Below are 25,967 nucleotides of genomic sequence, written 5' to 3'. Positions count from 1 at the left end.
TCATGCCCCTAATCAGCGGTCTGTCAGTGCGTTCGGAGCTGGTGACACCACCCCCCGGGCCATGCACTCCAATGCCGTTGCTTTGGGATTGTCGGCCAGTTGAGTCCGTGTGCTGATATCCCGTCTGGAGCGGCTGGGGCTGGGAGTCCTGACCCGGTCATGCCCGCCAGAGCTGGTGGACCGGGTGGTCGTTGAGGCCGGCCGCTTGGAAAAGCGTCGGCGTCTGTTGTCCGCTCGGTTCACGGTCTACTTCGTGCTGGCGATGTGCTTGTTCCCGCAGGCCGACTACCTGGAGGTCCTGCGTCTGGTGAAGACCGGCGATCCGGGCCTGCGGCCCTGGACCGGGGTGAACAAATCCTCACTGACCAGGGCCCGGCAGCGGCTGGGTTGGACCGTGATGCGGGAACTGTTCCGGGCCGTGGCCCGGCCACTGGGCAGGGAAGACGATCTCTTCCGCGGGCTGCGGGTGCTGGCCCTGGACGGGACGCTGCTGGCCGTGCCGGACTCGGCGGCGAACAACGACGCCTTCGGCAAGTCGGGATCGCAGCGCAGTCCAATGGGGTATCCGCAGGCCCGCGTGGTCGCGGTGGCCGAGTGTTCCTCCCACGCCGTGCTCGACGCCGTGGTCGGCGGGTTCAAAGAGTCTGAGCGGATCCTCTCCGACACCCTGGACGCCCACATCGGAAGCGGGACGCTGTTGCTGGCCGACCGCGGGCTGTGGGGCCTGGCCCGCTGGCACCGGCTGCCGGGCCAGGGCACTCACCTGCTGTGGCGGATCGAGCGGCGCAAGGCCCGCCGGGTGCAGGACGTACTGTCCGACGGTAGTTACCTGGCCCCGGATCGAGGCGAACAAGCACAGCAAGGCGGCAGGGACGGTCAAGGCCCCACCAGCCCTGGTCCGGGTGATTGAGTACCGCGTCGACGGCCAGCCGGACATCGTCCGGCTGATCACCAGCCTGACCGATCCCGAGAAGTACCCGGCCGCCGAGCTCGCCGCGCTCTACGCCCGGCGCTGGGAGATCGAGCTGGTCTTCGACGAGATCAAGACGCACCAGCGCGGCCGACCGGTCCTCAGGTCGCAGACCCCGGACGGGGTCCGGCAGGAGATCTATGCGCACCTGATCGTGCACCACGCCACCCGCGATCTGCTGGACGAAGCCGCCCGCCTGCACCGCAGTACGGCAGAGCGGACCTCGTTCACCCGGGCCCTGCACGTCCTCCGCCGCACGGTGATCTCACCGAGCGGCTTTTCCCCCCTCCGCCCGCAGACGGGACCGGCGCCTCGGACTCGCTGAGATCGGACGCAGCCTGTTACCCCGCCGCCGGCCCCGCGACTGCCCTCGCAAGATCCGCTCGTGCATCACCGGCTACAGCAGCAAGGCCCCTGGAGGACCCGCCAGCCAACGCCAATCACCAGTCGTCGTCACCCTGAACCACCGATGGCACGACCACTAAAGCAACGGCATTGGCATGCACTCGACAGGGGGAGGTAGTCATGCCAACTCCGAAGGCCGGTAACCCCGTTGCGGGGCTACGAAGACGGTAATGGGGGGCCGAGGCGCAGGTTTACGCACGGCCCGGTCCGCTGGGTAGAGGTCGGCTGTCAGCCACCCGGCCCTCTCGCCGGTGTCACCCCCGCAGGGAGGCGACCAGAAGCAGCTCCACGCCGTCGTCCGCAGGCCCTTCATCCGCGCAGTGGGCCTGAGGTCTGTGCCGGTACTCATACGCCCGGCCTATACGGGCATCGATTTTTGGTCGTGGACCCCTCATCTGTGGGCCGGTTCACTGTGGCGAAAGTCGGCGCGTACCGATCGGGCTCGGTGTCGCGCGATCAGGGAGGCTGCAATGACGCCTACCCCGGGCAACGGACGAGCCGAACAGGCCGCGCGTGTCGCGGCGAAGCCGTGGTACCGGCAGTTGTACGTCCAGGTGCTGGTGGCGATCGTGGTCGGCATCGCGCTGGGCTGGCGGTGGCCGGATCCGGCCACCGACATGGAGCCCATCGGTACGACGTTCATCACCGCGATGAAGATGCTGATCGGCCCGATCGTCTTCCCGTCGACGAGGTCTGGCGGAACATCGTCACCGGTGCCCTGGTCGCCGCCGCGGCAGCCGCCTACGCGGCCGGTTCGGCTTCGGCGACACCGCCACGCACGGCTCGATCGGCATGTTCCGCGTGATGGGCGCCTGAACCGGCCTTCACCGGCGCAGGGTCTGGGTGACGCGCCACAGTCGGCGCGGCAGATCGCCCTCCTCGAAGGCGTGGACCTCGTTCAAGCTCCAGCCGTCGGCGAGGGCGTCGACGAGGGCGCGGTCGAAGAAGTGCACGGCAAAGCCGCCGTGTTCATAGATGTGGTCACCGTGGGCGGTACCGGTGCCGTAGTGGGCGTCGCCGGTGTGACGGACGGTGTAAACGAAGGCGCCGCCGGGCCGCAGCACCCGGCCGACCTCGCCGACAAGAGCGTGGATCTCCTTCGTCGACAGGGCCATGCACAGCAGCATGTGCGCGAACACCGCGTCCACCGATGCGTCCGGCAGGGGCAGCGGGTCGCGGACGTCGTGTACGACGGCGGTCACACGATCGGCCACCCCCTGCTGCCGGGCGGCGATCCGCAGCTGGTCGAGGCCGGTGGCGGAGAAGTCGGTGGCTTGGACGCGGAAGCCCTCGCGGGCGAGGTACACAGCGTCGCGGCCGTGGCCTGCCCCAAGCTCGACAACGTCATGGGCCCCTGCCGTACGGAAGACGCCGGCGGCGTGGACGGCCGCAGCCGAGGGCTCCTCCCCGTACATGCCGGGGTGCGCGGTGTACGTCTCCTGCCAGTGCGTCTTCTGGGCGTCGGCCAGATCCTGCCCGTCGTCCGTCATGAACGCCAGAATAGTCCACTGTTTCTTGACATCAGGATTCGCTGGACTGTCCTGGTGTGCTGACCGTTGCCTCCGACATCGACTTGCCGGCCCGCTTCGACCGCGCTCGCCGATCCCATCCGCGGAGGCGGACAAGCTTGTACCGCCGGAGCGACCCGCGCCGCTGTCGGTGGCCGAGCCTACTGTGGGGGCGATACAGGATCCGCGACGCGAAACAGGAGGTTCCCGTGACGACCCTGCCCGATCGGCCGAACACCGCGCTGCTCGTCATCGACGTCCAGAACGGGGTGCTGGCCAACGCTCTTCACCGCGACGGCGTGATCGCGAACATCAACACCCTGGTCGACAAGGCTCGCGCAGAGGACGTGCCCGTGGTCTGGGTGCAGCACTCCGACGACCATCTCAAGCGGGACAGTGAGAGCTGGCAGTATGTGCCGGAACTGGTCCGCCGCGATTCGGAACCTCTCGTCCACAAGACCTACGGCGACTCCTTCGAGGGCACCGAGCTGGAGACGCTGCTCGCCGAGCGTGGGGTGGGCCGGCTCATCGTCACGGGCGCCCAGACCGACGCGTGTATCCGCTCGACCCTCCACGGGGCCTTCGTGCGCGGGTACGACGTGACATTGGTCGGCGACGCGCACACGACGGAGGACCTCAGCGAGTACGGCGCGCCAGCCCCGGACCAGGTGATCGCCCATACCAATCTCTACTGGCAGTGGCAGAGCGCACCCGGGCGTCGCGGGGGGACCGCCGACACGGCGGAGGTAACCTTCGCGGCGGGCGACGCGGGCTGAGCCGGTGCGGATGAGAGCCCGGTCTGCCCGCTCTGCGGGAGCGAGTCCGGACTGGACGGCACGGGGAGGAGAGCCCGCAGTCCGTTGCGGAGCCGACAGCCGACTGCTATCGGCAAAGAATCCAAGGGAGTTGCAGTGGACGCAAGACCCCGCCCCGATGCGATCGCTGTGTTCCCCCTAGCCCCAGTGTCCTGAAAATGGCTCACTGGGGGCGCGGATCGTGTTCGGTGGCCGAGAGGGAGACGGCGGTCGTGTAGCGCAGGCTGGTCTTGGCGCCGAGGGAGAAGATGGGCGCAAGGGGGAGGGGGGTCGGCGCCGTCGGCGAGGGCCTCCTCCAGGGATCACCACACGTCACCCCCCGACGACACTCCGAAGAGCTCAGTAGGAACGGCAGGTCGAGCCGGAGCAGGGTGGCGACTGTGGACCGGGCCCGTGGCCTCGGGCCAGGAGTCCCGTGCCGCAGGATCCTGATCCAGGTGTGTCGTCGGCCGCGGTGCCCGCGCATGCCCGCGCATGGGATGTCCCGGTTCGACAGATGGGGGTTTGCTGCCGGCCTGGCGGGCCCGGGCGCCGCCGTGGGGTGCGGGTCCGATGGGACGGGTGTGGTGAGGGCGGGACCGAACCTTGATCGTTTGAGATGGAATGATCCTGTTGTTACCTCATGAGAGAAGAAGTGGGCTTTTATGGCCGCATTGTTGACGGTGGGTCATGCGGGCGAGGACAGTGAGGTCTTCCGCTGCCGCAACGTTCGACGGATGGGCTGTGGCGGTGGAGTGGAAAGGGCGCGCCGGGGGGCGGGTCCTGGTGAGGGGGGATGCGCCGTGGCGTTGTTCAACAGGAGGAAGCCTGTTCCGGTTGTGGGGTCCCGGCCGGTGAGTGTGGGGGAGCGGGATTTGCAGGCTGCTGCGTCGTTGTTGCCGCGTTTTTTGGCGGCGGTGGATGACAGGGGCGTCCGCCAGGGCGCGCTGGCCATCGCGTTGGCGGCGGGAGCACCGACGCTGCAGGAAGCGGCGTTGGCGCAGATGAGGACCGGGGACAGCGGGATAGATCGGCCCTGGCGGTGGCTGCGTGCGGTGGGCCGACAGGCCTACCGGCAGGGCGATGACGACCTCGTCGTCCACGTGGTGCTGTTCGCCCTGTACTGGATGCTGAACATTCAGCCGACCGCGGGCTTCGCCGACCACCAGGACATGCGGATGGACGATCCGCCCGCCGACATCCTGGCCGACCTGTACGCCCTGGCCCTGGAGGCGTTGCCCAGCCACGATCCCGGCCGGGTCGTCATCGACCATCCGACCGGGACGGTGACTGTGGACACGGTCCTCACGGGGTGCGCCGCCCAAGCCCTGACGCTGCAGCACCAACTGCCTGCGGACGTCATCGAGCAAGCCCGCCGGTATGCGTCGTGAGACCGCGGCCGCCGGCGGTCATGGTGGTGCGCCTCCTGCTCCCGGGCACGGAAGCAGGAGGCGCGCGGCAATCACGAGCCCTGCGGTGCGCCGGCCATGACCACGGCGGCCGCCAGAACTTCGTACAGGAGCCGTACCTGCTCCCATTCCCAGCCGGCCTGCTGCAGCGCCACAGCCAGAGTCAGCAGGATGAGCAGGCGAACGGTGATGTCGGTGCTGTCGTCGGGTCCGGCGGGAAGCATGGCGTTCTCCTCAGCGGTCACGGTGCGCTCAGGCCACGGTGGCCCGATGCCTACCGACTGTGCGGCGGCGGCGGCGCTTGCGCGCAGAAGAGGGGACAGAGTGCGGGATTCTCGCAGCGAGTGCGAAAAACCCGCAACTTCCGCCGAGCGCAGGGCGCCTGACGCGGTTCCAGGCATCCTGAGCCGGTGACGAGGCGCGAGCCGCCCGGCCCGCCGCCCAGCCCCAAGGAGGACATCCACCATGCAGAGCTGGATCTTCACCCCCGAGCGTGACCCGCTTGAAGGCATCCGTGAGTTCATCAACAACCCCGCCCTGAGGGAATTGGTGGAGCTGTCCGGCGGCACCTGGCCCCAGAAGGACTCCTTGGGCGAACAGGTGGCCGCCCTGGTCGACTTCTCCGACGTCTGGGACCGGCGCAAGGGCGGGAGCCGTCTGGACATGGTGCAGACCGCCAACGACCAGGCCCTCGCCGACCGCATCCTTTTCTGCGCCGGCCAGTTGGGCCTGGTCGATCCGCAACCGCCGCGCGGAGGCCACTACGACTGGCTGCTCATCCTCGGTGGCCTGGCCACCGGCTGCCGCAGCCGCACCGAATTCGTCACCGGTCTGCTGGCCGCCGGAGCCATCAGCACCGACCGGGTGTGCCTGCTGGGCTCGTTCCGCGAACTGCACGAAGCCGAACGCGCCGACGCGGCCGCCTTTGCGCCCGAGGCCACCACCGAGGTGGGCATGCTGCAGGCGCTGGCGGAACATGAATTCCCCTCCGCCGCCCCCTGGCACACCGTCCGTGAAGGAGACCCCGCCGAGGATCCGAGGGCAGCGCAGCTGAGCGCGCACCGCGACGGCAAGCCGGCCCTGAGCCTGTACGCCGCCCGCAGCAGCGATCCGCAGCGCAACGCCAACAGCGCCGACACCTACCGCCAGTTCGCCAAGGACGTCGGACTGAACGGTGGCCGCCTGCTGCTGATCAGCACCCACATCTACGCCCCCTACCAGCACTGGGACGCCGTGCGCGTGCTGGGAGTGCCGCACCAGGCGGAGCTGGAAACGGTCGGCACACCCCCCAGCGCCAGCCGCCGCGTCTTCGACTCCGCCTGGTACCTGCAAGAGACCCGCTCGGCGCTGCGTTCCGCAGCCGCCCTCATCCAAGTCGCCGAGGAGTAAGGGTGGACCGGGGGACCCACTTAAGACCGCAGCTGCCACCGGCATCCGACTGCGCTGCGCTGTTCAGGCAGGCCTTGGCCGCCCACAGCGCCTTGATGGAAGGCCGCGGCATGACCGTGGCCGCCCTCCAGCGTCTTGGGCCGCTGGCGGTCTTTGTCCTCGACGCCGACGGCTGGCGCCCCGATGCCCTGCACGCCCTGCAGTGTTTCCTGGCCAAGGCACTCGATGCGCTTGCCGCCAAGCCGCAGCACGAAACCCCTTTTCGCTCCGCCCCCGCTGCGGTGGCCGCGGCCTTGCGGACCGCTGCGGGCATCGCCCACTACCCGCTCTCCCGGGAATGGGCCGGCCGGCGCGCAGATCCCCCCGCCGGGGAGAGCGCGGTCCGCCACTGGGAACAGACCTGCGGCGGCGTGCTGGTCGAGGAGATCAGGCACCTGTGCCAGGAAGCCTGCACGGCGCACGGCACGGCCGCCCTTCTGGCCGACCGCGCGTTCGCCTACGGTCCCCCCGACACCTGGCCCGACCCTCGGCTGCGTCACGCCGCGCTGCAGCGTGCGCGTGCCGCCCTTGCACCCCACATGCGAGGGGCGCCCGAGTTGGACGACGACCTGCTGTGGGGCTTCCTGCGCCAGATGGCGGCCGAACGCGCTGAGCACTACCTCGACTTGTCCCGGCACGCCGTCGCCCAGGCCGTGCACCGCGACGCCACTGCTCCCTCCCAGACGCTGAGGAAACACCAGAACACCGCAGCGCTGCGCGCCTACAGCTACCTGCATTACACGCTGACACCGACCTGGTCGCCCCCGGGCCGTCTGTGGCTGCTCAGCCATCACGGTGTACCCCACCTGGCGCGCCCCTCCGCCTACCGTGCGGGCGGCGAACACTTCCGCCAGGCCGCGATCGCCGCGCTGAGCCGGTCCGTGTTCGCCTTCATCGACTCGCCGCAGTTCCTCCAAGCCGCCGTCCTGCACACCATGGCCCGCTTTCTCGAGGACGGCACCGCGGCGGCCGCCATGGTGGGTCCCGACCACATGGCTCTGCCGCTGCGCCGCTACGCCCCGGCCGTCGCGGCGGCCACCCGGACACTGCTCGCCCGCCACCACGATGATCAGAGCCGTCTGCGCCCGCAAACCCTGCCGGCACGCAGCTACCGCGTCCTGCACGAGACCGACAGCGTCAGCGCCGACGACCTCATCGAACTGGCCCTGCTGATCCGCGGCCGCTCCTCACCTCAGGACAAATACCCCTTCATCGACTCCTACCTGCGCAAGCGAGCGGAGATCGCAGGCCGCCGCCTGGACAACGAGGGACGAGAAGCCCTCGCCCTGGCCGACCACTACGTGGAATGGGACGCAGTCTGCATCAGCCGCGCCCTCCCCGAAGCCGAAGGACAGCTGCACGAACTCCACCGCTTGATCAGAGACTTCCCCACGGAGCATCACCAGGGCTATGCCACCCACCGCTTCCGCGGCCGGGCGATGGTCGCCAACAAACAGGGCGGACAGCAACACACCGCCCTGCACCATGCCTTGAGCGGAGTCACCCGCCTTGCAGAACTGCGCACCTACGCCCTGGCAGGCTCCGACCTCGAGATCGCCGAATCCGCCCACCAGCACTGCCTCGGCCTGGCCGGCATCTGGCTGAAGTGGCTCGAGGACGTCCTCAAGAGCCCCCGCCCCACCCGGTTGCCGGCCTGGGTCCTGGCCCGCCACGCCTGCTACTGGGCCCACGCCGCCCTGCAACGCCTGGAAAGCCTCGACAGCGCCTTTCCCCTGCCCCCGCCCTCCGACGACGTGCGCTGGAGAGAGAAACGCATCAGCACCAGCCGATGGCGCGTGCAGACCCGTCTCATCCACGCCCGGACGCAGATCGCCGCCTACCTCGCCCTTGCCGCCGGACTGGGCACCCGCAAGGAATTCACCCGGGACCTGCCCAATGCCGGTGAACCCGTCGACCCCCGCACCTTCGAACTCGACTCTCTCTCCTGGCGCTACCACCAGATCCTGCAGCTGGACGAGATCACCGAGCGGGCCGACGGACCGCAGATCGCCCAACTCGCCCTCGCCATCGGCTTCCTGGACCGAGGAGCACTGCCCACCCTGCGCCTCGAAGACATGGACGACCACAAACGACGCATGCTCCAGCAGCCGCTGGACTTCCTCTTCTCCCCACCCGACACGGTCAACACGACCCCGCTTCGGTACGGACTCCCTTTGATTGAACTGAGACCCGACGCCGCAGCCGCCTACCTGCGCCGCCGCAACTGGGACGCCGGCATCCTCAGCGCGCTGCCCCCTCCCGGCGCTGAAAGAACCACACCGGTAGATCCCGCATCCCCCGCGGCCAAGCTGTATCGCCTTCTCGCCCAGCGAAACAGCCCCCACTACGAGCCCTGGCTGCAGGCCTGGTCCGCGTTGTGAGTGCACCCGCCGCGTCGCGCGGTCGCGGGCCAGGCTCGGAGGGCACTCCCGCGGTGGCCCCCGGGGACGAGCGGTAGCCGGCGGCGCGCGTCCCACGCCTTCCGACCAGGCCGCGCCTGTGCCGGGGAGGCGGACCGGGCGCGCGGGTGTTCGCAGGCGCGCGGGGCGGGGACACGGTGATGGTGCTCTTTTCTGGACGGGGCAGAGAGGCCGGGTGCGCGGATCAGGTCGTGAGGGAGTGCTGAACGGCCATGGCGGGGGTGGGGGTGAGGCGGGTGAAGTACTCGGTGGCCAGGAGCCGGGCCCGTTGCGGCTCATCCAGACGGGACAGCAGCGCGGGCAACGCCCGCTCGCCCTGGACCTGGCTGACGTGTGAGGAGATCGCCGCCCATTTCTGCTCCAGCCACGGCGTGACGTCCACGACGGCGGTCGCGTAGTCGTCCGGCACGCTGAGCAGCGTCTTCCCGACGCTGCTCAGCAGCGGTCCGAGACCGCCGATCCCGGAGTCCGGGTGGGTGGCCGCATACAGCGCGCTCGCCTGCCACGGCTCACCAGCCTCGGGGTGAAGCCGGCCGAGTCCGGCCGCATGCACCGCGAGCAGCGCCACCTGGTGGGTGCGCCGGTGATCCGGATGGCCGGTGAGCTGGCCGAGCGCGTCATGGGTCACGACGACATCGGGACGAAACTGCCGGATGTTCGCGACGACCCGGGCGACGGCCTCGTCCACGTCCACGTCGCACCACCGGTCCTGGCCGGGCGCCGACGCTGGGTTGCGGGCGTCGCGGTATCCGAGCAGGCGCGGCTCGCCCGCGCCGAGGGCCGTCAGGGCCGCGGTGAGCTCGGCGGCCCGCGCGCTGTCCGGGGACCAGGTCGCGGTGACGACCGCCGTGCGGGCACCGACGGCGGCGTGCCGGGCGAGCACCCCGCCGGCGAGCAGGCTTTCGTCGTCGGGGTGAGCGAAGACGCCGAGCACGGACGACGCCCCGGATACAGGTGCGGTCGCGAAAGTTGCCACGGGCAGGGCCTCATTTCTCACGCCGGGTACGGACCACGGCAGGGTAGGGGGAGTCAGTCACGCTGATCGACCGCCGGGACCAGGACCTGGGTGGAGGTGGTGCGCCCCTGCCACTGGAAGACCAGGCGGGAGGCGGGCTTGTCGAGCACGTCGCCGGGCGGAAGTTCGCCGTCCGGGGTACCGGCCGGGTGAACCGTCAGGCCCGGACAGCCGGTGTGGCATACGTGACGGGACCACTCCCGCACACAGGCGGCGAAGCGCTCGGCCAGGGCCTGTGCGGCTGGTCCGCAGGCGTGGATGACGGCCCTGACAGGCTTCGGACAGCACCGGTTCTGCTGCCCCGAGGGCCGCGCTGGCGGACCTGGTGGCGGCGACTTGACCGGCTTCACCCGTTTCGTGCTCATCGGCACCTCCACCACCGGCCCGGCCACGGCTGCGGGCGACTTCGTCGACGTCAGGTCGTGATCACCCGGCCTCCGTTCCGGTGCCGGTCCGCACATCGACCGCACCGGGGGATGCGCCCCTGAGTACGGGTACTCAGGGGCACTGCGTCACTTGGCCCTGACGAGGGCCGGTCCCCGTCGCCCACGATGGAGCCTCCGCGCGTCGAGAGAGGTGTCCATGGGCCGTGACCTGCAATTGCGTGTTGCCACTCCGGAGGATCTCGAGTGGATCCACGAACTACGCCATCGGGTGTACGCACAGGAACTGGGCCAGCATGCGCCGGATCCGGCCGGGCGGCTTCGTGACGGGCTGGACGGCGACAACGTCTACCTGGTCGCGGCGCGCGGAGCGGCCCGAATCGGCTTTGTCAGTGTGACTCCGCCCTGGCTGGGGCGGTACGCGCTGGATAAGTACCTGAGCCGCGACGAGCTGCCGCTGACGGCCGAGGGTGACCTATTCGAGGTACGCATCCTGACGGTCGAGCCGCGCTGGCGGGCCACCGCCGCGGCACCGCTGCTGATGTACGCGGCCCTGCGCTGGATCGCCGCCCGGGGTGGCCGACGCGTGGTGGCCATGGGCCGCACCCAGCTGATTGGCATGTACCTGTCCGTCGGGCTGCGCCCGGTCGGCCGTACGGTCCACAGCGGCGCGTTGACGTTCGAGGTGCTGACCGGCAACGTGACCGAGCTGACGAAGCGTGCGCTGGAATGTCACGGCACCACGCTGAGGCGTCTGGAGTCCGCGGTGGACTGGCGGCTCGACATGCCGTACGCACCCCGGCCGGACGGCTGCGAACACGGCGGCGCCTCGTTCACCGCCATCGGCACGGACTTCCGTACGCTGCACCGGCGCCATGACATCGTGATGGCCGACGTGCTGGACGCCTGGTTCCCGCCCGCCCCGGGTGTGCGGTCGGCGCTCGCCGAGGACCCGGCCTGGGCCGCCCGTACGTCGCCGCCGACCGGCGCCGAGGGCCTGCTGTCAGAAATCGCCACGAGCCGGGCACTGCCGACGGACGCGCTCGCGGTCGGCGCCGGATCCTCCGACCTGATCTTCAGGGCGTTCGGTCAGTGGCTGACCCCGGAGAGCCGGGTGCTGCTGACGGACCCGTGCTACGGCGAGTACGCCCATGTCACGGAGAGGGTGATCGGATGCCGGGTGGACCGGTTCCCGCTGCGCCGCGAGGACGGCTGGCGGATCGATCCGGACCGGCTGTCCGCCGCCGTCGCCTCCGGACGCTACGACCTCGTGGTGGTGGTCAACCCGAACAACCCCACCGGACGCCACGCCCCGGCCGCGGAACTGCGCTCACTGATCACCGGCGCGCCGGCCCGCACCCGATGGTGGATCGACGAGGCATACCTGGGCTATGTCGGCCTGGCCGAATCGCTCGCCGGCCTCGCCGCGACGGACCCGCGGGTCGTCGTGTGCACCTCACTGTCCAAGATGTACGCGCTGTCCGGCATGCGGGCCGCGTACCTGGTGGCCGAACCGGCCGCGGCGACGGAGCTGCGCCGGTGGACACCGCCCTGGCCGGTCAGCCTCCCGGCGCAACTGGCCGCGGTGGCGGCCCTGCGCGAACCGGCGTACTACGGCGACCGCTGGCTGCGCACCCACTCGCTGCGCCGCCAACTGGCCGAGGACCTGGCCGAGTCGGACCGGGACGTGCTGGTCGAGGAGTCCGTGGCGAACTTCCTCAACCTGACCCTGCCCGCGGGCGGTCCGAGTGCCGCGCAGCTGGTGAACGAGTGCCGCCGCCACGACGTGTACCTGCGGGACCTGTCGCCGTTGTCGCCGCGGTACGAGGGGCGCACCGTACGCATCGCGGTCAGAAACACCGTCGAGAACACCCGCATCGTGGCCGCTTGCCGGGCCGCCCTGGACGTGTTGCGGCCGGGCCGGGCCCCGCTCGTCGCCGGCTCCGCTCGATGATCACGGTGGCCTCCCTGGCGCCCTGGCTCGGTGGGGCGCTGGTACTGGGCGGCGTCGCGGTGGTGGCGTCCCGGCGCCGGGAGCTGATGGTCCGGTGGTGCGCCTGGGCGGTCGGAGTGCCCCTGGTCACCGGTGCGTTCTGGTGGGGCCGCCCGGGCGCCGCCGCTGTTGCCGTCGCGGTCGGGTTGATCGCGGTGATGGAGTTCGGCGGGCTGATGCGGCTGGGCCGGGTGGACCGGGTGGTGCTGGCCGCGGCGGTGACAGGCGTGGTGCTGGCCGCGTGGCTGGCGCCCGGACAGGTGCTGCGGGTGGTCGCGGTCGGGGCGCTCGCGGTGGCCGCGGTGCCGCTCGTGGCCGGCGACGCCGACCATGGCCTGCGCCGGCTCGCCGCCGGCCTGCTCGGGCTGGCCTGGCTGAGTGTGCCGGCCGCGCTGGTGCCGCTCGGGGCGACCGCGCTCGCGCTGTTCGTGGCGGTCTCGGTCGCCGACATCGCGGCGTACTTCGCCGGTCGACGGCTGGGCGGCCCGCGGCTGTCACCTCTGTCACCGGCCAAGCGGTGGAGCGGGACGCTGGCCGGGGCCGCGGCCGGCCTCGGTGTGCTGGCCGTGCTGTCCGCACTGAGCTGGCCGATGGCGGTCGCGGTGGCGGTCGGCGGCCCGGCCGGTGACCTTCTCGAATCCATGGTCAAGAGAGGTGCGCGGGCCAAGGACGCCGGCCGCTGGCTGCCCGGCTCCGGGGGCCTGCTGGACCGGATCGACTCCCTGCTCATCGCGATGGTCGTCCTGCTCGTCCTGCGCTGACGAACGCCGGGAGCGCGGCGAAACCCGCCCGCGTACGGCGCCCAGGACCATGCTGTCGCCTTGAGCCGCAGGTCGTGGCCCCACGCCGCCACCCCGGCCAGCTGGACGGCACCCGCCCACACGCCGCAGGCGAACGAGAGGCGGCCTTCGCGGCCGCGGTCGCCGTGGCGGCATCGGACCTGGCGTTGTCGCTGCTGCGCGGCACCGGGATCGCCTGAGCGGTCGTGCGTTCCCGGTACTGTCGACCACACCGACCGGACGCCGGCCGGGTCAGAGGTCGAGCACCAGCCGGGGGCCGCAGGAACGCGAGACGCAGATCAGCATGGTGTCGCCCGTGGCCCGCTCGTCCTCGTCCAGCAGTGAGTCCCGGTGGTCCGGCGTGCCCTCCAGCACATCCGTCTCGCAGGTGCCGCAAGTGCCTTCTCGGCAGGAGAACAGCACGGGGACACCCGCCTCCTCCGCCACTTCGAGCACCGACCGGTGCGGCGGCACGGTGAGCGTGCGCCCCGACCGGCTCAGCACCACCTCGAAAGAGTCGGCCGAAGCGGCCTCGGCCGCCGGCGGCCGGACCGGGGCGAACCGCTCGACGCCCAGCGTGCCGGCGGGCCAGCCGGCGCACTGCTCCTGCGCGGCACGAAGCAGCGGCTCCGGGCCGCAGGCATGCACCAGCGTGCCCTGGAGGGGCTTGCCGATGAAGGCGGCGAGATCCAGCAGGCCGAACTCGTCCTGCGGGCGGATGCTCACCCGGTCCCCGTAGGGTGCGAGGCGGTCCAGGAACGCCATGGACCCCCGGGTGCGGCCGCCGTACAGCAGCCGCCAGTCGGCTCCGGCGGCTTCGGCGGCCTCGACCATCGCCAGGATCGGGGTGATGCCGACGCCGCCAGCGATGAACAGATGGTGCTCGGCGGGGCGCAGCGGGAAGTTGTTCCGCGGCCCGCGCACCCGCACGGCCGAGCCCTCCCGAAGGCGGTCGTGGACGTACGAGGAACCGCCCCGGCTCTCGGGTTCGCGTAGTACACCGATCTGCCAGGCCGCGCGGTCGCCGGGATTCCCGCACAGGGAGTACTGACGGATGAGGCCGTTGTCCAGCAGCAGATCGATGTGGGCGCCCGGCGCCCAGGCCGGCAGCGGCCCGCCGTCCGGTCGGCGCAGCACCAGGGAGACGACGCCGTCGGCTACCTGGACGCGGGTGTCCACGACGAGGGTGGCATCGTCACGGTCCGTCGGGGAGGGCTGGGGAACCTCAGGGGCTCGGGGGGCCTGGAGCGGCTGGCTGGTCATGTTCGTCAACCTGAGTGTCGTACGGGTGGGGGACGGGGCGGTGATCGCCCTCCCGGGTGGCCGGAAGGGCACCGTGCGCTCGGGCGGCCGGGGTGGTCGGGTCGGGGCCGCTCAGCCGCGCGGTACGTGCAGCAGCAGTGCGTCGCCCTGGCCGCCGCCCCCGCACAGGGCTGCGGCCCCGGTGCCGCCGCCGCGCCGCAGCAGTTCCCGGGCGAGGGTCAGTACGAGCCGGGCGCCGGTCATGCCCACCGGGTGGCCGAGGGCGATCGCGCCGCCGTTGACGTTCACCTTCTCCCCGGGCACGCCGAGCTCCCTCGACGAGGCCAGGGCGACCCCGGCGAACGCCTCGTTGATCTCGAACAGGTCGAGGTCCGCCGCCTTGAGCCGGCCGTCGCGTTCCAGCGCGTCACGGACCGCCCCGGCCGGCTGGACGAGCAGCGAGGGGTCGGGGCCCGCCACAGTGCCGTAGGCGCCGATCTCGGCGAGCGGTGTCAGACCCTCCCGGCGGGCGCGGTCCGCGCTCATCACGACGACGGCAGCGGCTCCGTCGGACAACTGCGAGGCGTTGCCCGCGGTGATCGTGCCCTCGGAGGAGAAGGCGGGCGCCAGGCGGCCCAGGCTCTCCGCGGTGCTCTGCGGCCGGATGCCCTCGTCGGCCTCCACCACCGTCTCGCCCCGGCGCCCGGCCACCGTGACCGGCGCGATCTCCGCGGCGAAGGCACCGGACTCCTGGGCGCGGTGGGCCCGCTGGTGCGACAGCGCGCTGTACTCGTCCTGCTCCTCACGGGTGAGCGCGAGGGGCTGCTGGTAGCGCTCGGTGGCCGCGCCCATGGAGACCCCGTCGAAGGCGCAGATCAGCGCGTCGCGGTCGAGGGCGTCCTCGGCGGTCGCCGCCCCGTACTTCCAGCCGGTCCGGGCCCCGCGCAGCAGGTGCGGGGCGCCGGACATGGACTCCATGCCGCCCGCCACGACCACTTCGTGGCGCCCCGAGGCGACCATGAGGTCGGCCAGCGCGATGGCGTGCAGCCCGGACAGGCACAGCTTGTTCACCGTGCTCGCCGGTACGGCGAACGGGATGCCGGCGCCGACCGCGGCCTGCCGGGCCGTGTTGGGACCCGCCCCGGCCTGGACGACATGGCCCATCACGACGGCCTCCACGGCTGCCGGGTCCAGCCCCGCCGCGGACAGCGCGGCGCGGATGGCGTGGGCGCCGAGGTCGGCGGCGGACAGGCTGCTCAGCCCGCCCATGAGCTTGCCGATGGGCGTTCTCGCTCCGGCGACGATGACGGATCCGGGCATGTCCGGTGCCTCCTGGGGGTGTCTAAGTGGTGGGAGTGTGGCGCTTGTGATCCGGAAAGGGGGACTCAGCCGACCGAGTCGACTGCGCGCTCCGCGACCAGGTGGGCCGTCTCGTTCACGGAGTGCAGCACGATCCGCCCACCGGGCATGCGCCGCACCCGGCTGACCGAGGTGTAGCCGGGATGGAACCAGAACATCTGCGGTATCTCGAGCACGGTCGCCAGATAGGTGTTGATGATGCCGCCGTGACACACGGCCGCGATCCGCCGGCCGGGGTGGGCACCCAGCATGGTGTTCATGGCCCCTACCGCCCGGCCGCGGAACGCGTCCCAGTCCAGGTCCGGTACGAAGTCCTCGTAGCGTCCCTCGGAGAGGGCCACCGACCGGGGGTCGTCCGCGTCGATCTGCTCGGGCGGCGTGTAGGGGTGCGAGACGTCGGTGTCCCACTCGCGCAGGTCGTCCAGCACCGTGGCGCTCATGCCCGTCAGCCGCTCCAGCGGCTCCGCCGTCTCCCGGGCCCGCCGGTACGGGCTGGCGTAGAGGGCGTCGATGCCCTCGCTTGCCAGCCAGGGGGCGAGGCGCTCCGCCTGGGCGATGCCTTCCGGCGACAGCCCCGGGTCGAAGGCGCCGGCCACGGGAAGGCCGTGCCGGACGAGCAGAAGTTCCGTCATGAATGTTCCTTGTCCGAGGAGTCGAGGAATTGAGGAATCGAGGAGTGCGGGGAGTGCGGGGGGAAGGGCCGCGGCCAGGGGCCGACGGCGCGGTCGGGCTCAGCCGGCGATCGTCCGGTCGGAGTCCCAGTAGGGGCGGCGCATCGCCCGCTTGTCGAGTTTGCCCATGGCGTTGCGCAGAAGCTCCGGGACGACCTCGTACGACTTCGGGCACTTGTAAGCGGCCAGCCGCTCACGGCAGAAGGCGTGCAGTTCCCCGTCCGCAGGCTCGCTTCCGTCCGTGAGGACGACCAGGGCCCGCAGCGACTCGCCGAAGTCCGCGTCCGGCACGCCGATGACCGCGACCTCGGCGACCGCGGGGTGCTCACGCAGGACCGCCTCGCTCTCCGCCGGGTAGAGGTTCACGCCGCCTGAGACCACGACGTCCGCGGCCCGGTCGGTGATGAAGATGTAGCCGTCGGGGTCGACGTATCCGATGTCGCCGAGGGTGAAGACGCCGGGAGCGACGTAAGCGGCCTTGGTCTTCTCCTCGTCCGCGTGGTAGCGCACACCACGGCCCTCGGGGGCCCGGAACGCCAGCAGTCCGAGCTCACCGGCGGGCAGAGGCAGCCCGTCGTCGCCGGTCACCAGAACGTCGAAGGGCGGCTGGACGCGACCCACCGAACCGGGGTGCTTCAGCCACTCGGTGCTGTTGATACGCGCCACCGTGCCCGCCTCGCTGGCCCCGTACGACTCGGTCAGCACCGGACCGAACCAGTCGATCATGGCCCGCTTCACCTCCGGCGGGCATGCGGATCCGGTGTGCGAGATCTGTATCAGGCTGGAGACGTCGTACCCGGTGCGTACCTCCTCCGGCAGGGCGAGCAGCCTGGTGAAGTGGGTCGGCACCATCACCGACGAGGTCACCCGCCAGCGCTCCACCTGGTGCAGGAACGTCTCGGCGTCGAATCGGCCGAGGATCACCACGGGCCTGCCGGCCGCGAGATGGCGCAGCGAGGTGAGCGGCCCGTTGTGCTGGAGCGGGCCGCACACCAGGTGCGGTCCGGGCGGGAAGCCGGGGCGGGCGGCCACGGCCTCCAGGTAGGCGGCGCTGTCCGTCACCGGGCTCTGCACCCAGCGCACCTCGGTGCCGCGGGCCCGTCCCGTGGTGCCCGACGTGTAGACCAACGGAGGGCGGGCGGGACGGCCCACGGGCTGAGGCACCGGTTCCCCCTCGGCCAGCCACTGGGTCCAGTCGAGGGCGTCGTCCTTGGCCGGCGTGCCGTGCACGACGACCGGAAGGCCGAGTTCCGCGCCTGCCTGCCGGGCGGCCGACTCGCCGGCCGGGCCGCTGATCACCGCCTTCGCGCCCGCGTCGATGAGCAGGTCGACCAGTTCCCGGGCGGTCAGCTGTCGGGAGGCGGCCACCGTGCCGACCCCGGCCCGCAGTCCGGCCAGGTGGGCGACCATCGTGGCCACGGCGTTGTCGCCGAGCACGGCGACGCGGTCCTGCGGCTCGGGCGCGACCTCCAGAAACCGCCCGGTGAGGCGTGCCACCTGGTCGGCCAGCCGGGACCAGGACAGGCTCTCGGTGTCGTCGGCCAGTGCGGTGGCGTTGGGCAGTTCGCGCACACGCTGGTCGAGTGGCTGTAGGGACATGGATCCTCCGGAGCTCCTCTGTCCGTCCTCCCCCTCGCTCCACCGGGTGCACCCCGTCTGCCCAGCGGCCGGGCAGGTGGGAGAGTCGACGACAAGACTGTAGCGTTTATCAAGAAAGTGCGGAACACTCTGACCCGAGTCGGACTGACACTCGCCTGTTGGGCTGGTGTGGCGCTCCACTCCGAGCCGCCGTTACTGAATCAGCCGTCTGGTAAGTGCCGTCCGGCGATGCCGTCTGGACCCGTGTGCCGAGGAGGTCACCATGCCCCAACCGAATGTGGACGACTGGCGGGGCGAGGTCCGGCAGTGGCTGGCCGCGCAGCTCGCCCCCCGGCGGGCAGCCGACACCACCGGTGACGCCGCCGACCTCGCTGTCTTCCACAACCTCACCGACGAAGAGGAGCGGCGGCTGCTCGACCACTGCCGCGCCTACCAGCGAGCCAGGCACGACGCCGGCTACCAGGCACTCACCCTGCCCACGGAGAACGGCGGCCAGGGACTGACCGCCGCCCACGCGGCCGCCTTCGCACAGGAGGAGGCGGCGTTCGACGTACCGCCGTCCACCGAGTTGATCAGCGTCACGGTGCGGCTGGTCGCGATGTCGGTCTCCCTGTTCGGCACGCCCGAGCAGCGCGAGAACTACGCGCGCGCCTTCCTCCGTACGGACCTGCTGGCCTGCCAGCTCTTCAGCGAACCCGGCGCCGGCTCCGACCTGGCCGCACTGCGCACTCGCGCCCGCCCGGACGGCGAGGACTGGGTCGTCGACGGCCAGAAGGTGTGGACCTCGGGCGCCCAGTTCGCCGACTACGGTCTGCTGCTCGCCCGTACCGACCCGGACGTCGTCAAACAGGCCGGCATCACCGCCTTCCTCGTCCCGATGGACAGCCCCGGCGTGGAGATCCGCCCCATCCGCCAGATGAGCGGCGGCGCCTCCTTCAACGAGGTCTTCCTCAGCGGCGTACGCGTCTCCGACGGGCTGCGGATCGGTCGTCCCGGCCAGGGCTGGGAAGTGGCCAACGCCACCCTCGCCTTCGAGCGCACCGCTTCCGGTTCCGGAAACCGGCGCAAGGGCGGCACCTTCGACGACGTACTCGCCCTCGCCCGATCGCTGCACCGGACCGGGGACCCGCTGGTACGCCAGCAACTCGCGGATCTGTACGTGCGCACCGCGCTGCGGGCCGCCACCGTGGACCGCGTCGCCCGGGCGAGCGCGGCCGGCGGACGGCCGGGCCCCGAGGCCTCGCTGACCAAACTCATGGCATCCGACCTGCTCACCCGCACCGGTCAGCTCGCCGCCGAGCTGATGGGCGCGCGGATCAGCGCCGACACAGGGGAGCCGGGCACCTTCGCCTGGACGGAACACCTGCTCGGCGCGCCCGGCTACCGGCTGGCCGGCGGCACCGACCAGATCCAGCGCAACCTGATCGGCGAACGGGTGCTGAAACTGCCGGGCGAGCCGCGGATCGACCGGGTGCCGTTCTCCGAACTGTCCGGCAACTGAACGCGACAACACAGGCCCTTTCGACTACAAGGCACCTCGCACGACAGAGGCACCCGCACAACAAAGGCACCCGCACAACAAAGGCACTGAGGAGTGACAACGATGGATCTGGGACTGACAGGTGCGAAGGCGCTGGTGACCGGCGCGAGCCGGGGCATCGGCCGGGCGATAGCCGGGACGCTGGCCGCCGAGGGCTGCGCGCTGGCGCTGTGCGCCCGCGGCGAGGAGGCCCTCGCGAAGACCGCCGCCGAACTGCGCGGCGAGGGGGCGACGGTGTTCGCGGAACCGGTGGACGTCACCGACCCGGCCGCGCTCGCGGGCTTCGTGGAGCGGGCGGCCGGTGAACTCGGTGGCCTGGACCTGCTGGTGTCGAACGTGTCGGCGGGCAATGTGAAGGGGCCCGAATCCTGGGAAGCCAGCCTGCGCGGCGATCTGATCCCCTTCGCGGGTCTCGTCGAGGCGGCCCTTCCGCACCTGGAGGCCTCCGACCGGGCCGCCGTCGTGGCCATCGGCACCACCAACGCCTCCGACACCGCGCGCCCGGCCGGAGCCAACTCGTACTCCGCGCTCAAGGCGGCCGTGGTCCAGCACGCCTCGGCGCTCGCGCACGCCCTCGCACCGAAGGGCATCCGCGTCAACACCGTCTCGCCCGGCCCGATCGACTTCCCCGGCGGCGCCTGGGAGACCATCCGCACCAGCCGTCCGGAGGTGTACGAGGAGGTCCTCGCCAAGCTGCCGATCGGCCGTTACGGCACCGCGGAGGACGTGGCCGCGGCGGTGGCGTTCCTGTTGGGCCGGACCGGCTCCTTCTGTGTGGGGGTCAATCTCGTGGTGGACGGCGGGCTGCTCACCCGCGTCCAGTACTGAGCCGTGGCGGGCCCGGCCGGCCGCCTGGACGCCGTACTGGTCTGCGGCGGCAAGTGGCACGACTTCGACTACGCGCGGCTGCGGCTGCTGGAGATGCTGGGCGGCCACCCCCGGGTCCGCACCAGCGTGTACCAGGACTACGACTGCGTACCCGCGCTGGAGCAGGCCGACCTGCTGGTCACCTACACCTGCGACGTCCGCCCCCGCCCGGCGCAGCGGGCCGCGCTGGCCCGGTTCGTCGAGCGGGGCGGGCGCTGGCTCGCCCTGCACGGCACCAACTCGGTGATCGAGGCCCCGGCCCACGGCGGTCCCCGGATCTTCACCACCCCGCGGCTGTTCGGCGAACTGGCCGGGGTGCTCGGCAGCCAGTTCCTCGCCCACCCGCCGATCGCGCCGTACGAGGTACGGGTGACCCGGCCGGACCACCCGCTGGTCGAGGGCGTCGAACCGTTCACGGTCACCGACGAGCTGTACGTGTGCGAGCTGCACGGGGACCTGGAGGTGTTGCTGCACGCCGAGTACACGGGGCCGTGCCGCGGGTTCGCCGAGGGCGACACGGCGGCGCTGGACGAGGCGCCCCGTCCCGTGCTGTACCTCAAGCGGCACGGCCGCGGCGAGGTCTGCTACTTCACCCTCGGCCACTGCCGTGGCCGGTACGACGTGCAGGACCTCGGCGTGGCCGACACCGGGCGCGTGGACCGGGGACCCTGGCAGACGGCGGAGTTCCTCACCGTGCTCGGGCGCTGTGTGGAGCGGGCCGTGGCCGCGCGACATCCGGTCAACGGCACGGCCCCCGTGGGCTGAGCACCGCCTCCCACAGCAGCCGGACATGCCTCGGCTCGGGCCCCAGGACAAGGGCGCGAGCCGAGGCATGTCCGGCTCAGCCGTGCGGCAGGACCACCGCGCGGCCGTTGACCTCCCCGGCGTGCAGGCGTTCGTACGCCGGCGGGGCGTCCGCCTTCACCGTCAGACCACCTTGTTCGGAACGGGAACCCCGTCAGCCTCGGCGACGACCGCGTGCTTGCGGCGCCGGAACACGGCCGGAAGGGCGATGCGGCCACCCGTGAGGACGAGAGCGATGATCAGGACCGAGCCGGTGAACAGGCTCGCGGCCCACTGCGCGCTGGTGGCCAGCCCGAGCCCCGTGATGCCGGTGCCGAGCAGCAGCACCGCGATCACCGTGCCCCAGGCGTTGAAGCGGCCCGCGCGCAACTGGGTCGCCCCGACGAAGGCCGCCGCGTACGCCGACAGCAGATACGGCGTGCCCGCGGTGGGTGACCCGGATCCGACCGAGGACGCGAAGACGACGCCGGCGAAACCGGAGAGCAGGGCCGAGGCCACCAGGGTCAGAAAGCGCAGCCGGTCGGTGCGCACCCCTTGCAGGCGTGCCGCGTCGGCGTTGAAGCCGGTCGCGTACAACCGGCGTCCGGTGGCGGTGTGTTCCAGCAGGAACCAGATGGCCACCGCGGCGAGGAGCAGGTACAGCACCGGCAGGGTGATGCCGCCCGCGTCCAGCTGGGCGATGTTCGCGAACGGCTTGGCGAGCAGCTGGACGCCGGTGATGGAGCTGTCGTTGGTGACCATGGTGATCAGGGACTGGATCAGCGCGCCGGTGGCCAGGGTGGCGATGAACGAGTCGACGCGCAGCACCACGACCACGATGGCGTTGACCACCCCGACGAGCAGGGCGGCGGTCATGGCCAGCGCGATCGCGGCGCCGGGGCCGAGGCCCGTGGCGACCAGGAAGTGGGCGGTGAGCACGCTGGTGAGCGACATGGTGTAGGCGACCGACAGGTCGAAGACCCGTGCGGCCAGTGGAAGGACCACGCTGAGTGCCACCAGTCCGGCTACGGCGTTGCCGTTGAGGACCTGCTTGACCGTGATGGCGGTCGGGAACGTGTCCGGCGCCCATACGGAGAAGAGCACGGCGATCAGCAGCCACACGTAGACGGCGCCGATGTTGCGGAACGACAGGGAGGCCGCCGCCCGTCGGCCGAGCGCACCCCGTGTCCCCACTGCGGGGACCGCGGGTTCGCCCGGTCCGGTCGGCCGGAACTCCGCGGCCCGGGTCGGGGTGGATGTCATGTCACTCGGTTCCTTCCATGGCGTGGAGCAGCGCGGATTCGGTGATCTCCCCGCCGCTGATCTCCCGTACGATCCGGCCGTCCCGTACCACAAGGACGCGGGTGCACAGGGCGAGCAGGTCCTGGGTGTCGGAGGAGGACACGATGACGCCCATGCCCTCGTCGGCCTGGCGTGCGATCAGGTCGTACAGCTGCAGACGGGTCGCGATGTCGACGCCGGCCGTGGGTTCGCACAGCACCAGCACCGGAGGCTGCTGGGCCAGGCAGCGGGCCATGACGACCTTCTGCTGGTTGCCGCCGCTCAGGGTGGTGATCAGGGCGCCGCGTCCGGCCGTGCGCACCCCCACCCGCTGGATCCATTCATGTGCCAGCGACGATTCGCGGCGCCGGTGCAGCCGCCCTCCGCGGGCGCGGAGCCGGTCGAGGAGGGGAAGGGTGAGGTTCTCCCCGACCGAGAAGTCGCCGATCACTCCTTCGCCCGCTCGGTCCGCGGGGACCAGGGGCAGGCCGAGCCGGCCGGCGTCGCGCACGTCGACCCACCGCTCCGAGCGCTCCGGCAGCCGGAGCCTGCCCCGCACCGGCCCGACATGGGCCCCGCACACCGCGTAGGGCACGATCTCGTGGCCGGAGCCGACCAGACCGGTGATGCCCAGTAGCTCACCCCTGGCCAGATCGAAGCCGACTCCTTGCAGAGGACCGGCCCCCAGATCGCGGACCTCCAGTACGGCCCCGGCGGAACCGGAAGCCGGCCGGGGCCGCTGCTCGGTCTCCATTTCCTCGCCCGCCATCAGCTCGGCGAGCGACCGGGGAGTGAGTTCGGCGACCGGGCGGGTGGCGACCCGTCGCCCACCGCGGATCACGGTGACCCGGTCGGCCAGCGCGAAGATCTCGTCCATGCGGTGCGAGACGTACAGGACGCTGGCCCCGGCGTCGCGGATCTCGCGCACGATGTCGAAGAGGCGGGCCACCTCGCCGGGCGGCAGCACGGCGGTCGGCTCGTCGAGCACCAGGACTCCCCGGCGGCCCTCCCAGCCCTGCAGGGCGGCGGCGATGGCCACCACCGTGCGCTGGACGGGGGTCGCCGTCGCCAGGGGCCGGCGTACGTCGATGCCGAGGCCGAAGCGTTCGACGAGGGCCCTCGTCCGCCGTTCCATCTCCGGCCAGCGGATGTTGCCGAAGGCCGTGCGGGCGAAGCCACGGCTGAGTGCGAGATTGTCCGTGGCGCTCAGCTCGTTGACCAGCCCCAGCTCCTGGTGGACGAAGCGCAGCCGGTCGTGCCGTGAGTCGGCGACCTGGCCGAGGTCGAACGGCTCACCGTCGAGTTCGGCGACCGCTCCCGGTTCGGCGTGGTGGTATCCGGCGAGGATCTTGATGAGCGTGGACTTGCCGGAGCCGTTGGGCCCCATCAGCGCGTGGATCTCGCCGTGGGCGATGTCCAGGTCGACATCCTCCAGCGCCTGGGTAGCGCCGAACCGTTTCGACAGTCCGGTCACCCGCAGCACCGGGCGGTCTGCCCACACGCTTGCCCCCGGCCCTTGTGACGTCTCCGTAGACGTATCGGCGTGCACCGTTACTCCATCCATGGGAGGGCGCCGCCGCCGGCTGTGTGCCGGCGGCGGGCCGCATCGGTCAGCTCAGGCCCCAGAGCGCCTTGAACTGCGCCTGGTAGTCCTCGACGAGCGGGAAGTCACCGTCGGCGGACGGCAGGTTGTCCTTGGTGACCAGCAGACTGGGGAGCGTCGCCTTCTGGTCCACGGCCATGGACTGGCCGGTGAAGTGGCGGGCCAGCGCGTCGATCTGCAGCCAGGTGGTCTCATGGAGGTTCAGCGCTATCGCGGCGTCGCTGAGACCGCTTTGGACGTACTGGTAGTTCTGCGGGTCACCGACATTGACGGCGATGTGCTTGCCGGTGATGCCGGCGGTCTTCAGCGTGGCGGGGACGCCCACGTTGAGCAGGCCGAGCGAGAAGACGATGTGGGTCACCTTCGGGTGTGAGCGGACGTACGACACCACTCGGTCCGGCATGTCCTTGCCGACCGAGGTGATCGGCACGTCGACGGTGTCGAGCGCGCAGCCCTCGCACCACTCCTTGTACTTGGCCGCGAACGCGTCCTTGACGGGCTTCAGGATCGTGTACGCGGGCAGGTCGAAGTAGACCGTGTCGGCCTTGGCACCGCTGTTCGAGACCACCCAGGAGGCGAGTATCTCGCCCTGGACGCCGACTTCCTCGGGCCCGCTCTTCAGCAGGGAGATGCCGTTGCCCAGCACATCGTCCGCGTTCGACTGGATGACCGGGATGCCGGCCTTCTTCAGCTTGGCCAGCTGCTTGGCGTACACCGCGCGCGGGAATCCGGAGGAGACCACGGCGTCCGGGTCGTCGCGCAGGGCCTGATCGTAGGCGGCCTGGACGGACTCCGGGGTGCCCTGCGTGGCGATTTGCTTGACCTTCCAGCCGAGCTCCTTGGCCCCGGCGGTGAAGAAGTCGGCCATGTCCTTGCAGGACTGCACGCCGCACAGGATGAAGTCGATCTTCTTGCCCTTGGGGATCTTCTTGCCCACCGCTTGGGTGACCGGGATCTTGTCCGGGCGTTGCGAGTACTTCTCCACCATCGCACGAGCCGCGGTCAGGCCGGGGGAGTCGGCAGCCGTGGCCTTCGCGGAATCAGCGGCCGGAGTCGTGTCGGTGCCGCACGCCGCGAGGGTGAGCAGAGTGGTGATGGGGACGATCGCGGTGAGCGCGCGACGGACCGCGCGTCCGGGTCTGGAACTCATCGTTGAGTACTCCCGTGGTGTGGTGCCTGTGCTGCCGCGGCCCGCGTCGCTCCCGCGTCCGCGGCGGCCGGCTCTGTTACAGGCGGATCCTGTGCCGCGCCCAGGCCGGGACGGCACGCATAGGTGATCGAGGGGGCTGTGTGAGTCGCCGTAGCGGGGTACGGCGCGGGCCGCCGGGAGATCACGGCGGCACTGTGACCGAGACGGGGCAGTGCTGCCCCCAGCCTTGGAGAAACTTATGAGGCTCTACAGCCTCGGGTGCGACGGAGTGTGGCACGCTCTGACGGACTTGGGGAGGGGTCATTCACCATGAATTCGAGGTGGGCAATGCCGACACCTCCGAAGAGCCGGGTTCCATGACGCCCGTACGGCGTCGCGAGTGTTGCTCCAGGCCCTGAGTAATAACTACACTCACTATAAAGTTTCTGTCGGAGGAGAGAAGATGGACGAAACGTCGGATTTGGGCACGGCGCGGTGCCCCGGGCCCAGCGTCCAGGACTATCTCGACCGGGACAGCCGGCCGGTCCCTGCCGCGCTGAGGCTCGACAACAACGACTACATCGGCAGCGAGGACGTCGACACCGCCCGCTTCACCTCCCGCGAGTGGGCCGAACGCGAGATGCGGCAGGTGTGGCGGCGCGTGTGGCAGTTCGCCTGTCTGGAGAGCGAGATTCCCGAGGTCGGCGACCACGTGGTCTACGAGATCGGTGACGACTCACTGATCATCGTGCGCACGGCGCCGGACGAGATCCGCGCCTTCGTCAACGC

General features: G+C 71.1%; 23 protein-coding genes and 2 pseudogenes. 14 read left to right on the top strand and 11 right to left on the bottom strand.

Going from position 1 to position 25,967, the window contains the following annotated elements; genetic code table 11:
- Positions 1-109: 109 nt before the first annotated feature.
- The 3 genes and pseudogenes from ACIBVL_RS36745 to ACIBVL_RS36735 all read left to right on the top strand — a co-directional run.
- Positions 110-910, top strand: coding sequence for an IS4 family transposase (locus ACIBVL_RS36745; RefSeq protein ID WP_399104434.1), 801 nt, complete (start codon positions 110-112; stop codon positions 908-910).
- Positions 903-1,295: a transposase gene (locus ACIBVL_RS36740; RefSeq protein WP_399104432.1), complete on the top strand. Its 393-nt coding sequence runs from the start codon at positions 903-905 to the stop codon at positions 1,293-1,295. The genes ACIBVL_RS36745 and ACIBVL_RS36740 overlap by 8 nt, the downstream gene beginning before the upstream one ends.
- Positions 1,296-1,845: 550 nt before the next feature.
- Positions 1,846-2,052: pseudogene (locus ACIBVL_RS36735) on the top strand (cation:dicarboxylate symporter family transporter); the annotation flags it as partial.
- Positions 2,053-2,199: 147 nt separating this feature from the next.
- On the opposite strand, the gene ACIBVL_RS36730 reads toward ACIBVL_RS36735, so the two are convergent.
- Positions 2,200-2,865, bottom strand: a complete 666-nt coding sequence (locus ACIBVL_RS36730) for a class I SAM-dependent methyltransferase (RefSeq protein WP_399104431.1) — start codon at positions 2,863-2,865, stop codon at positions 2,200-2,202.
- A 227-nt stretch (positions 2,866-3,092) separates the two neighbouring features.
- Here ACIBVL_RS36730 and ACIBVL_RS36725 point away from each other — a divergent pair, with 227 nt between their 5' ends.
- Complete coding sequence (locus ACIBVL_RS36725) at positions 3,093-3,659, top strand: cysteine hydrolase family protein (protein WP_399104429.1); 567 nt, start codon at positions 3,093-3,095, stop codon at positions 3,657-3,659.
- Between the two features lie 821 nt (positions 3,660-4,480).
- Positions 4,481-5,068, top strand: coding sequence for a hypothetical protein (locus ACIBVL_RS36720; RefSeq protein ID WP_399104427.1), 588 nt, complete (start codon positions 4,481-4,483; stop codon positions 5,066-5,068).
- Positions 5,069-5,139: 71 nt separating this feature from the next.
- On the opposite strand, the gene ACIBVL_RS36715 is transcribed toward ACIBVL_RS36720, so the two are convergent.
- A complete protein-coding gene (locus ACIBVL_RS36715) occupies positions 5,140-5,310 on the bottom strand; it encodes a hypothetical protein (protein WP_399104426.1) in 171 nt (56 codons plus the stop codon).
- A 241-nt stretch (positions 5,311-5,551) separates the two neighbouring features.
- On the opposite strand from ACIBVL_RS36715, the gene ACIBVL_RS36710 reads away from it, so the two are divergent.
- Entirely contained in the window at positions 5,552-6,475 is a 924-nt protein-coding gene (locus ACIBVL_RS36710) for a hypothetical protein (protein ID WP_399104424.1), read from the top strand.
- 110 nt (positions 6,476-6,585) lie between these two features.
- Positions 6,586-8,895 (top strand): hypothetical protein, encoded by a 2,310-nt coding sequence (locus ACIBVL_RS36705; protein ID WP_399104422.1) that lies wholly within the window; start codon positions 6,586-6,588, stop codon positions 8,893-8,895.
- 223 nt (positions 8,896-9,118) lie between these two features.
- Here the strand turns inward: ACIBVL_RS36705 and ACIBVL_RS36700 are convergent, their stop codons facing one another.
- Entirely contained in the window at positions 9,119-9,910 is a 792-nt protein-coding gene (locus tag ACIBVL_RS36700; RefSeq protein ID WP_399104420.1) for a PIG-L deacetylase family protein, read from the bottom strand.
- A gap of 53 nt (positions 9,911-9,963) precedes the next feature.
- On the bottom strand, positions 9,964-10,314 hold the full coding sequence (locus ACIBVL_RS36695; protein WP_399104418.1) for a hypothetical protein: 351 nt from the start codon (positions 10,312-10,314) through the stop codon (positions 9,964-9,966).
- A 217-nt stretch (positions 10,315-10,531) separates the two neighbouring features.
- Here ACIBVL_RS36695 and ACIBVL_RS36690 point away from each other — a divergent pair, with 217 nt between their 5' ends.
- The 3 genes from ACIBVL_RS36690 (at position 10,532) to ACIBVL_RS36680 (ending at position 13,304) form a co-directional block, all read left to right on the top strand.
- Entirely contained in the window at positions 10,532-12,286 is a 1,755-nt protein-coding gene (locus ACIBVL_RS36690; RefSeq protein ID WP_399104416.1) for an aminotransferase class I/II-fold pyridoxal phosphate-dependent enzyme, read from the top strand.
- Complete coding sequence (locus ACIBVL_RS36685; RefSeq protein ID WP_399104414.1) at positions 12,283-13,086, top strand: phosphatidate cytidylyltransferase; 804 nt, start codon at positions 12,283-12,285, stop codon at positions 13,084-13,086. The genes ACIBVL_RS36690 and ACIBVL_RS36685 overlap by 4 nt, the downstream gene beginning before the upstream one ends.
- Before the next feature lie 74 nt (positions 13,087-13,160).
- Positions 13,161-13,304, top strand: coding sequence for a hypothetical protein (locus ACIBVL_RS36680; protein WP_399104412.1), 144 nt, complete (start codon positions 13,161-13,163; stop codon positions 13,302-13,304).
- 52 nt (positions 13,305-13,356) lie between these two features.
- Here the strand turns inward: ACIBVL_RS36680 and ACIBVL_RS36675 are convergent, their stop codons facing one another.
- The 4 genes from ACIBVL_RS36675 to ACIBVL_RS36660 all read right to left on the bottom strand — a co-directional run bounded on the left by ACIBVL_RS36675 (position 13,357) and on the right by ACIBVL_RS36660 (position 17,975).
- Positions 13,357-14,367: a PDR/VanB family oxidoreductase gene (locus ACIBVL_RS36675; protein ID WP_399104410.1), complete on the bottom strand. Its 1,011-nt coding sequence runs from the start codon at positions 14,365-14,367 to the stop codon at positions 13,357-13,359.
- A gap of 111 nt (positions 14,368-14,478) precedes the next feature.
- The gene (locus ACIBVL_RS36670) at positions 14,479-15,666 is read right to left on the bottom strand and encodes an acetyl-CoA C-acyltransferase (protein ID WP_399104408.1); all 1,188 of its coding nucleotides are present in this window, start codon (positions 15,664-15,666) and stop codon (positions 14,479-14,481) included.
- Positions 15,667-15,731: 65 nt separating this feature from the next.
- Positions 15,732-16,337 (bottom strand): histidine phosphatase family protein, encoded by a 606-nt coding sequence (locus tag ACIBVL_RS36665; protein WP_399104406.1) that lies wholly within the window; start codon positions 16,335-16,337, stop codon positions 15,732-15,734.
- 99 nt (positions 16,338-16,436) lie between these two features.
- Positions 16,437-17,975 carry an AMP-binding protein gene (locus ACIBVL_RS36660; RefSeq protein WP_399104404.1) on the bottom strand — a complete coding sequence of 513 codons (1,539 nt, stop codon included), beginning with the start codon at positions 17,973-17,975 and terminating at the stop codon, positions 16,437-16,439.
- A gap of 262 nt (positions 17,976-18,237) precedes the next feature.
- Between ACIBVL_RS36660 and ACIBVL_RS36655 the strand changes: the two genes are divergently transcribed.
- The 3 genes from ACIBVL_RS36655 to ACIBVL_RS36645 all read left to right on the top strand — a co-directional run bounded on the left by ACIBVL_RS36655 (position 18,238) and on the right by ACIBVL_RS36645 (position 21,147).
- Positions 18,238-19,476 (top strand): acyl-CoA dehydrogenase family protein, encoded by a 1,239-nt coding sequence (locus ACIBVL_RS36655; protein WP_399104402.1) that lies wholly within the window; start codon positions 18,238-18,240, stop codon positions 19,474-19,476.
- A gap of 102 nt (positions 19,477-19,578) precedes the next feature.
- A complete protein-coding gene (locus ACIBVL_RS36650; RefSeq protein WP_399104401.1) occupies positions 19,579-20,343 on the top strand; it encodes an SDR family NAD(P)-dependent oxidoreductase in 765 nt (254 codons plus the stop codon).
- 3 nt (positions 20,344-20,346) lie between these two features.
- Positions 20,347-21,147 (top strand): ThuA domain-containing protein, encoded by an 801-nt coding sequence (locus ACIBVL_RS36645; RefSeq protein WP_399104400.1) that lies wholly within the window; start codon positions 20,347-20,349, stop codon positions 21,145-21,147.
- Between the two features lie 162 nt (positions 21,148-21,309).
- On the opposite strand, the gene ACIBVL_RS36640 is transcribed toward ACIBVL_RS36645, so the two are convergent.
- The 3 genes from ACIBVL_RS36640 to ACIBVL_RS36630 all read right to left on the bottom strand — a co-directional run bounded on the left by ACIBVL_RS36640 (position 21,310) and on the right by ACIBVL_RS36630 (position 25,199).
- Positions 21,310-22,428 (bottom strand): ABC transporter permease, encoded by a 1,119-nt coding sequence (locus tag ACIBVL_RS36640; RefSeq protein WP_399104398.1) that lies wholly within the window; start codon positions 22,426-22,428, stop codon positions 21,310-21,312.
- Position 22,429: 1 nt separating this feature from the next.
- Entirely contained in the window at positions 22,430-23,947 is a 1,518-nt protein-coding gene (locus ACIBVL_RS36635; RefSeq protein ID WP_399104396.1) for a sugar ABC transporter ATP-binding protein, read from the bottom strand.
- 109 nt (positions 23,948-24,056) lie between these two features.
- Entirely contained in the window at positions 24,057-25,199 is a 1,143-nt protein-coding gene (locus ACIBVL_RS36630) for a substrate-binding domain-containing protein (protein WP_399104394.1), read from the bottom strand.
- Between the two features lie 442 nt (positions 25,200-25,641).
- Here ACIBVL_RS36630 and ACIBVL_RS36625 point away from each other — a divergent pair.
- Positions 25,642-25,967 (top strand): annotated as a pseudogene (locus tag ACIBVL_RS36625) (aromatic ring-hydroxylating dioxygenase subunit alpha); the annotation flags it as partial.

The sequence above is a fragment of the Streptomyces sp. NPDC049687 genome (assembly GCF_044465285.1).
Taxonomy (GTDB): domain Bacteria; phylum Actinomycetota; class Actinomycetes; order Streptomycetales; family Streptomycetaceae; genus Streptomyces.
The sequence above is the reverse complement of the archived record's forward strand: the minus strand, read 5'-3'. Positions and strand labels throughout refer to the sequence as shown.

Bases quoted from the DNA above. Each gene is read 5' to 3' on its own strand.
- ACIBVL_RS36695 (WP_399104418.1), bottom strand. From the start codon at position 10,314: ATGAGCACGAAACGGGTGAAGCCGGTCAAGTCGCCGCCACCAGGTCCG.
- ACIBVL_RS36705 (WP_399104422.1), top strand. From the start codon at position 6,586: ATGACCGTGGCCGCCCTCCAGCGTCTTGGGCCGCTGGCGGTCTTTGTC.
- ACIBVL_RS36685 (WP_399104414.1), top strand. From the start codon at position 12,283: ATGATCACGGTGGCCTCCCTGGCGCCCTGGCTCGGTGGGGCGCTGGTA.
- ACIBVL_RS36675 (WP_399104410.1), bottom strand. From the start codon at position 14,367: ATGACCAGCCAGCCGCTCCAGGCCCCCCGAGCCCCTGAGGTTCCCCAG.
- ACIBVL_RS36710 (WP_399104424.1), top strand. From the start codon at position 5,552: ATGCAGAGCTGGATCTTCACCCCCGAGCGTGACCCGCTTGAAGGCATC.
- ACIBVL_RS36670 (WP_399104408.1), bottom strand. From the start codon at position 15,666: ATGCCCGGATCCGTCATCGTCGCCGGAGCGAGAACGCCCATCGGCAAG.
- ACIBVL_RS36660 (WP_399104404.1), bottom strand. From the start codon at position 17,975: ATGTCCCTACAGCCACTCGACCAGCGTGTGCGCGAACTGCCCAACGCC.
- ACIBVL_RS36640 (WP_399104398.1), bottom strand. From the start codon at position 22,428: ATGACATCCACCCCGACCCGGGCCGCGGAGTTCCGGCCGACCGGACCG.
- ACIBVL_RS36665 (WP_399104406.1), bottom strand. From the start codon at position 16,337: ATGACGGAACTTCTGCTCGTCCGGCACGGCCTTCCCGTGGCCGGCGCC.
- ACIBVL_RS36730 (WP_399104431.1), bottom strand. From the start codon at position 2,865: ATGACGGACGACGGGCAGGATCTGGCCGACGCCCAGAAGACGCACTGG.
- ACIBVL_RS36655 (WP_399104402.1), top strand. From the start codon at position 18,238: ATGCCCCAACCGAATGTGGACGACTGGCGGGGCGAGGTCCGGCAGTGG.
- ACIBVL_RS36690 (WP_399104416.1), top strand. From the start codon at position 10,532: ATGGGCCGTGACCTGCAATTGCGTGTTGCCACTCCGGAGGATCTCGAG.
- ACIBVL_RS36630 (WP_399104394.1), bottom strand. From the start codon at position 25,199: ATGAGTTCCAGACCCGGACGCGCGGTCCGTCGCGCGCTCACCGCGATC.
- ACIBVL_RS36715 (WP_399104426.1), bottom strand. From the start codon at position 5,310: ATGCTTCCCGCCGGACCCGACGACAGCACCGACATCACCGTTCGCCTG.
- ACIBVL_RS36650 (WP_399104401.1), top strand. From the start codon at position 19,579: ATGGATCTGGGACTGACAGGTGCGAAGGCGCTGGTGACCGGCGCGAGC.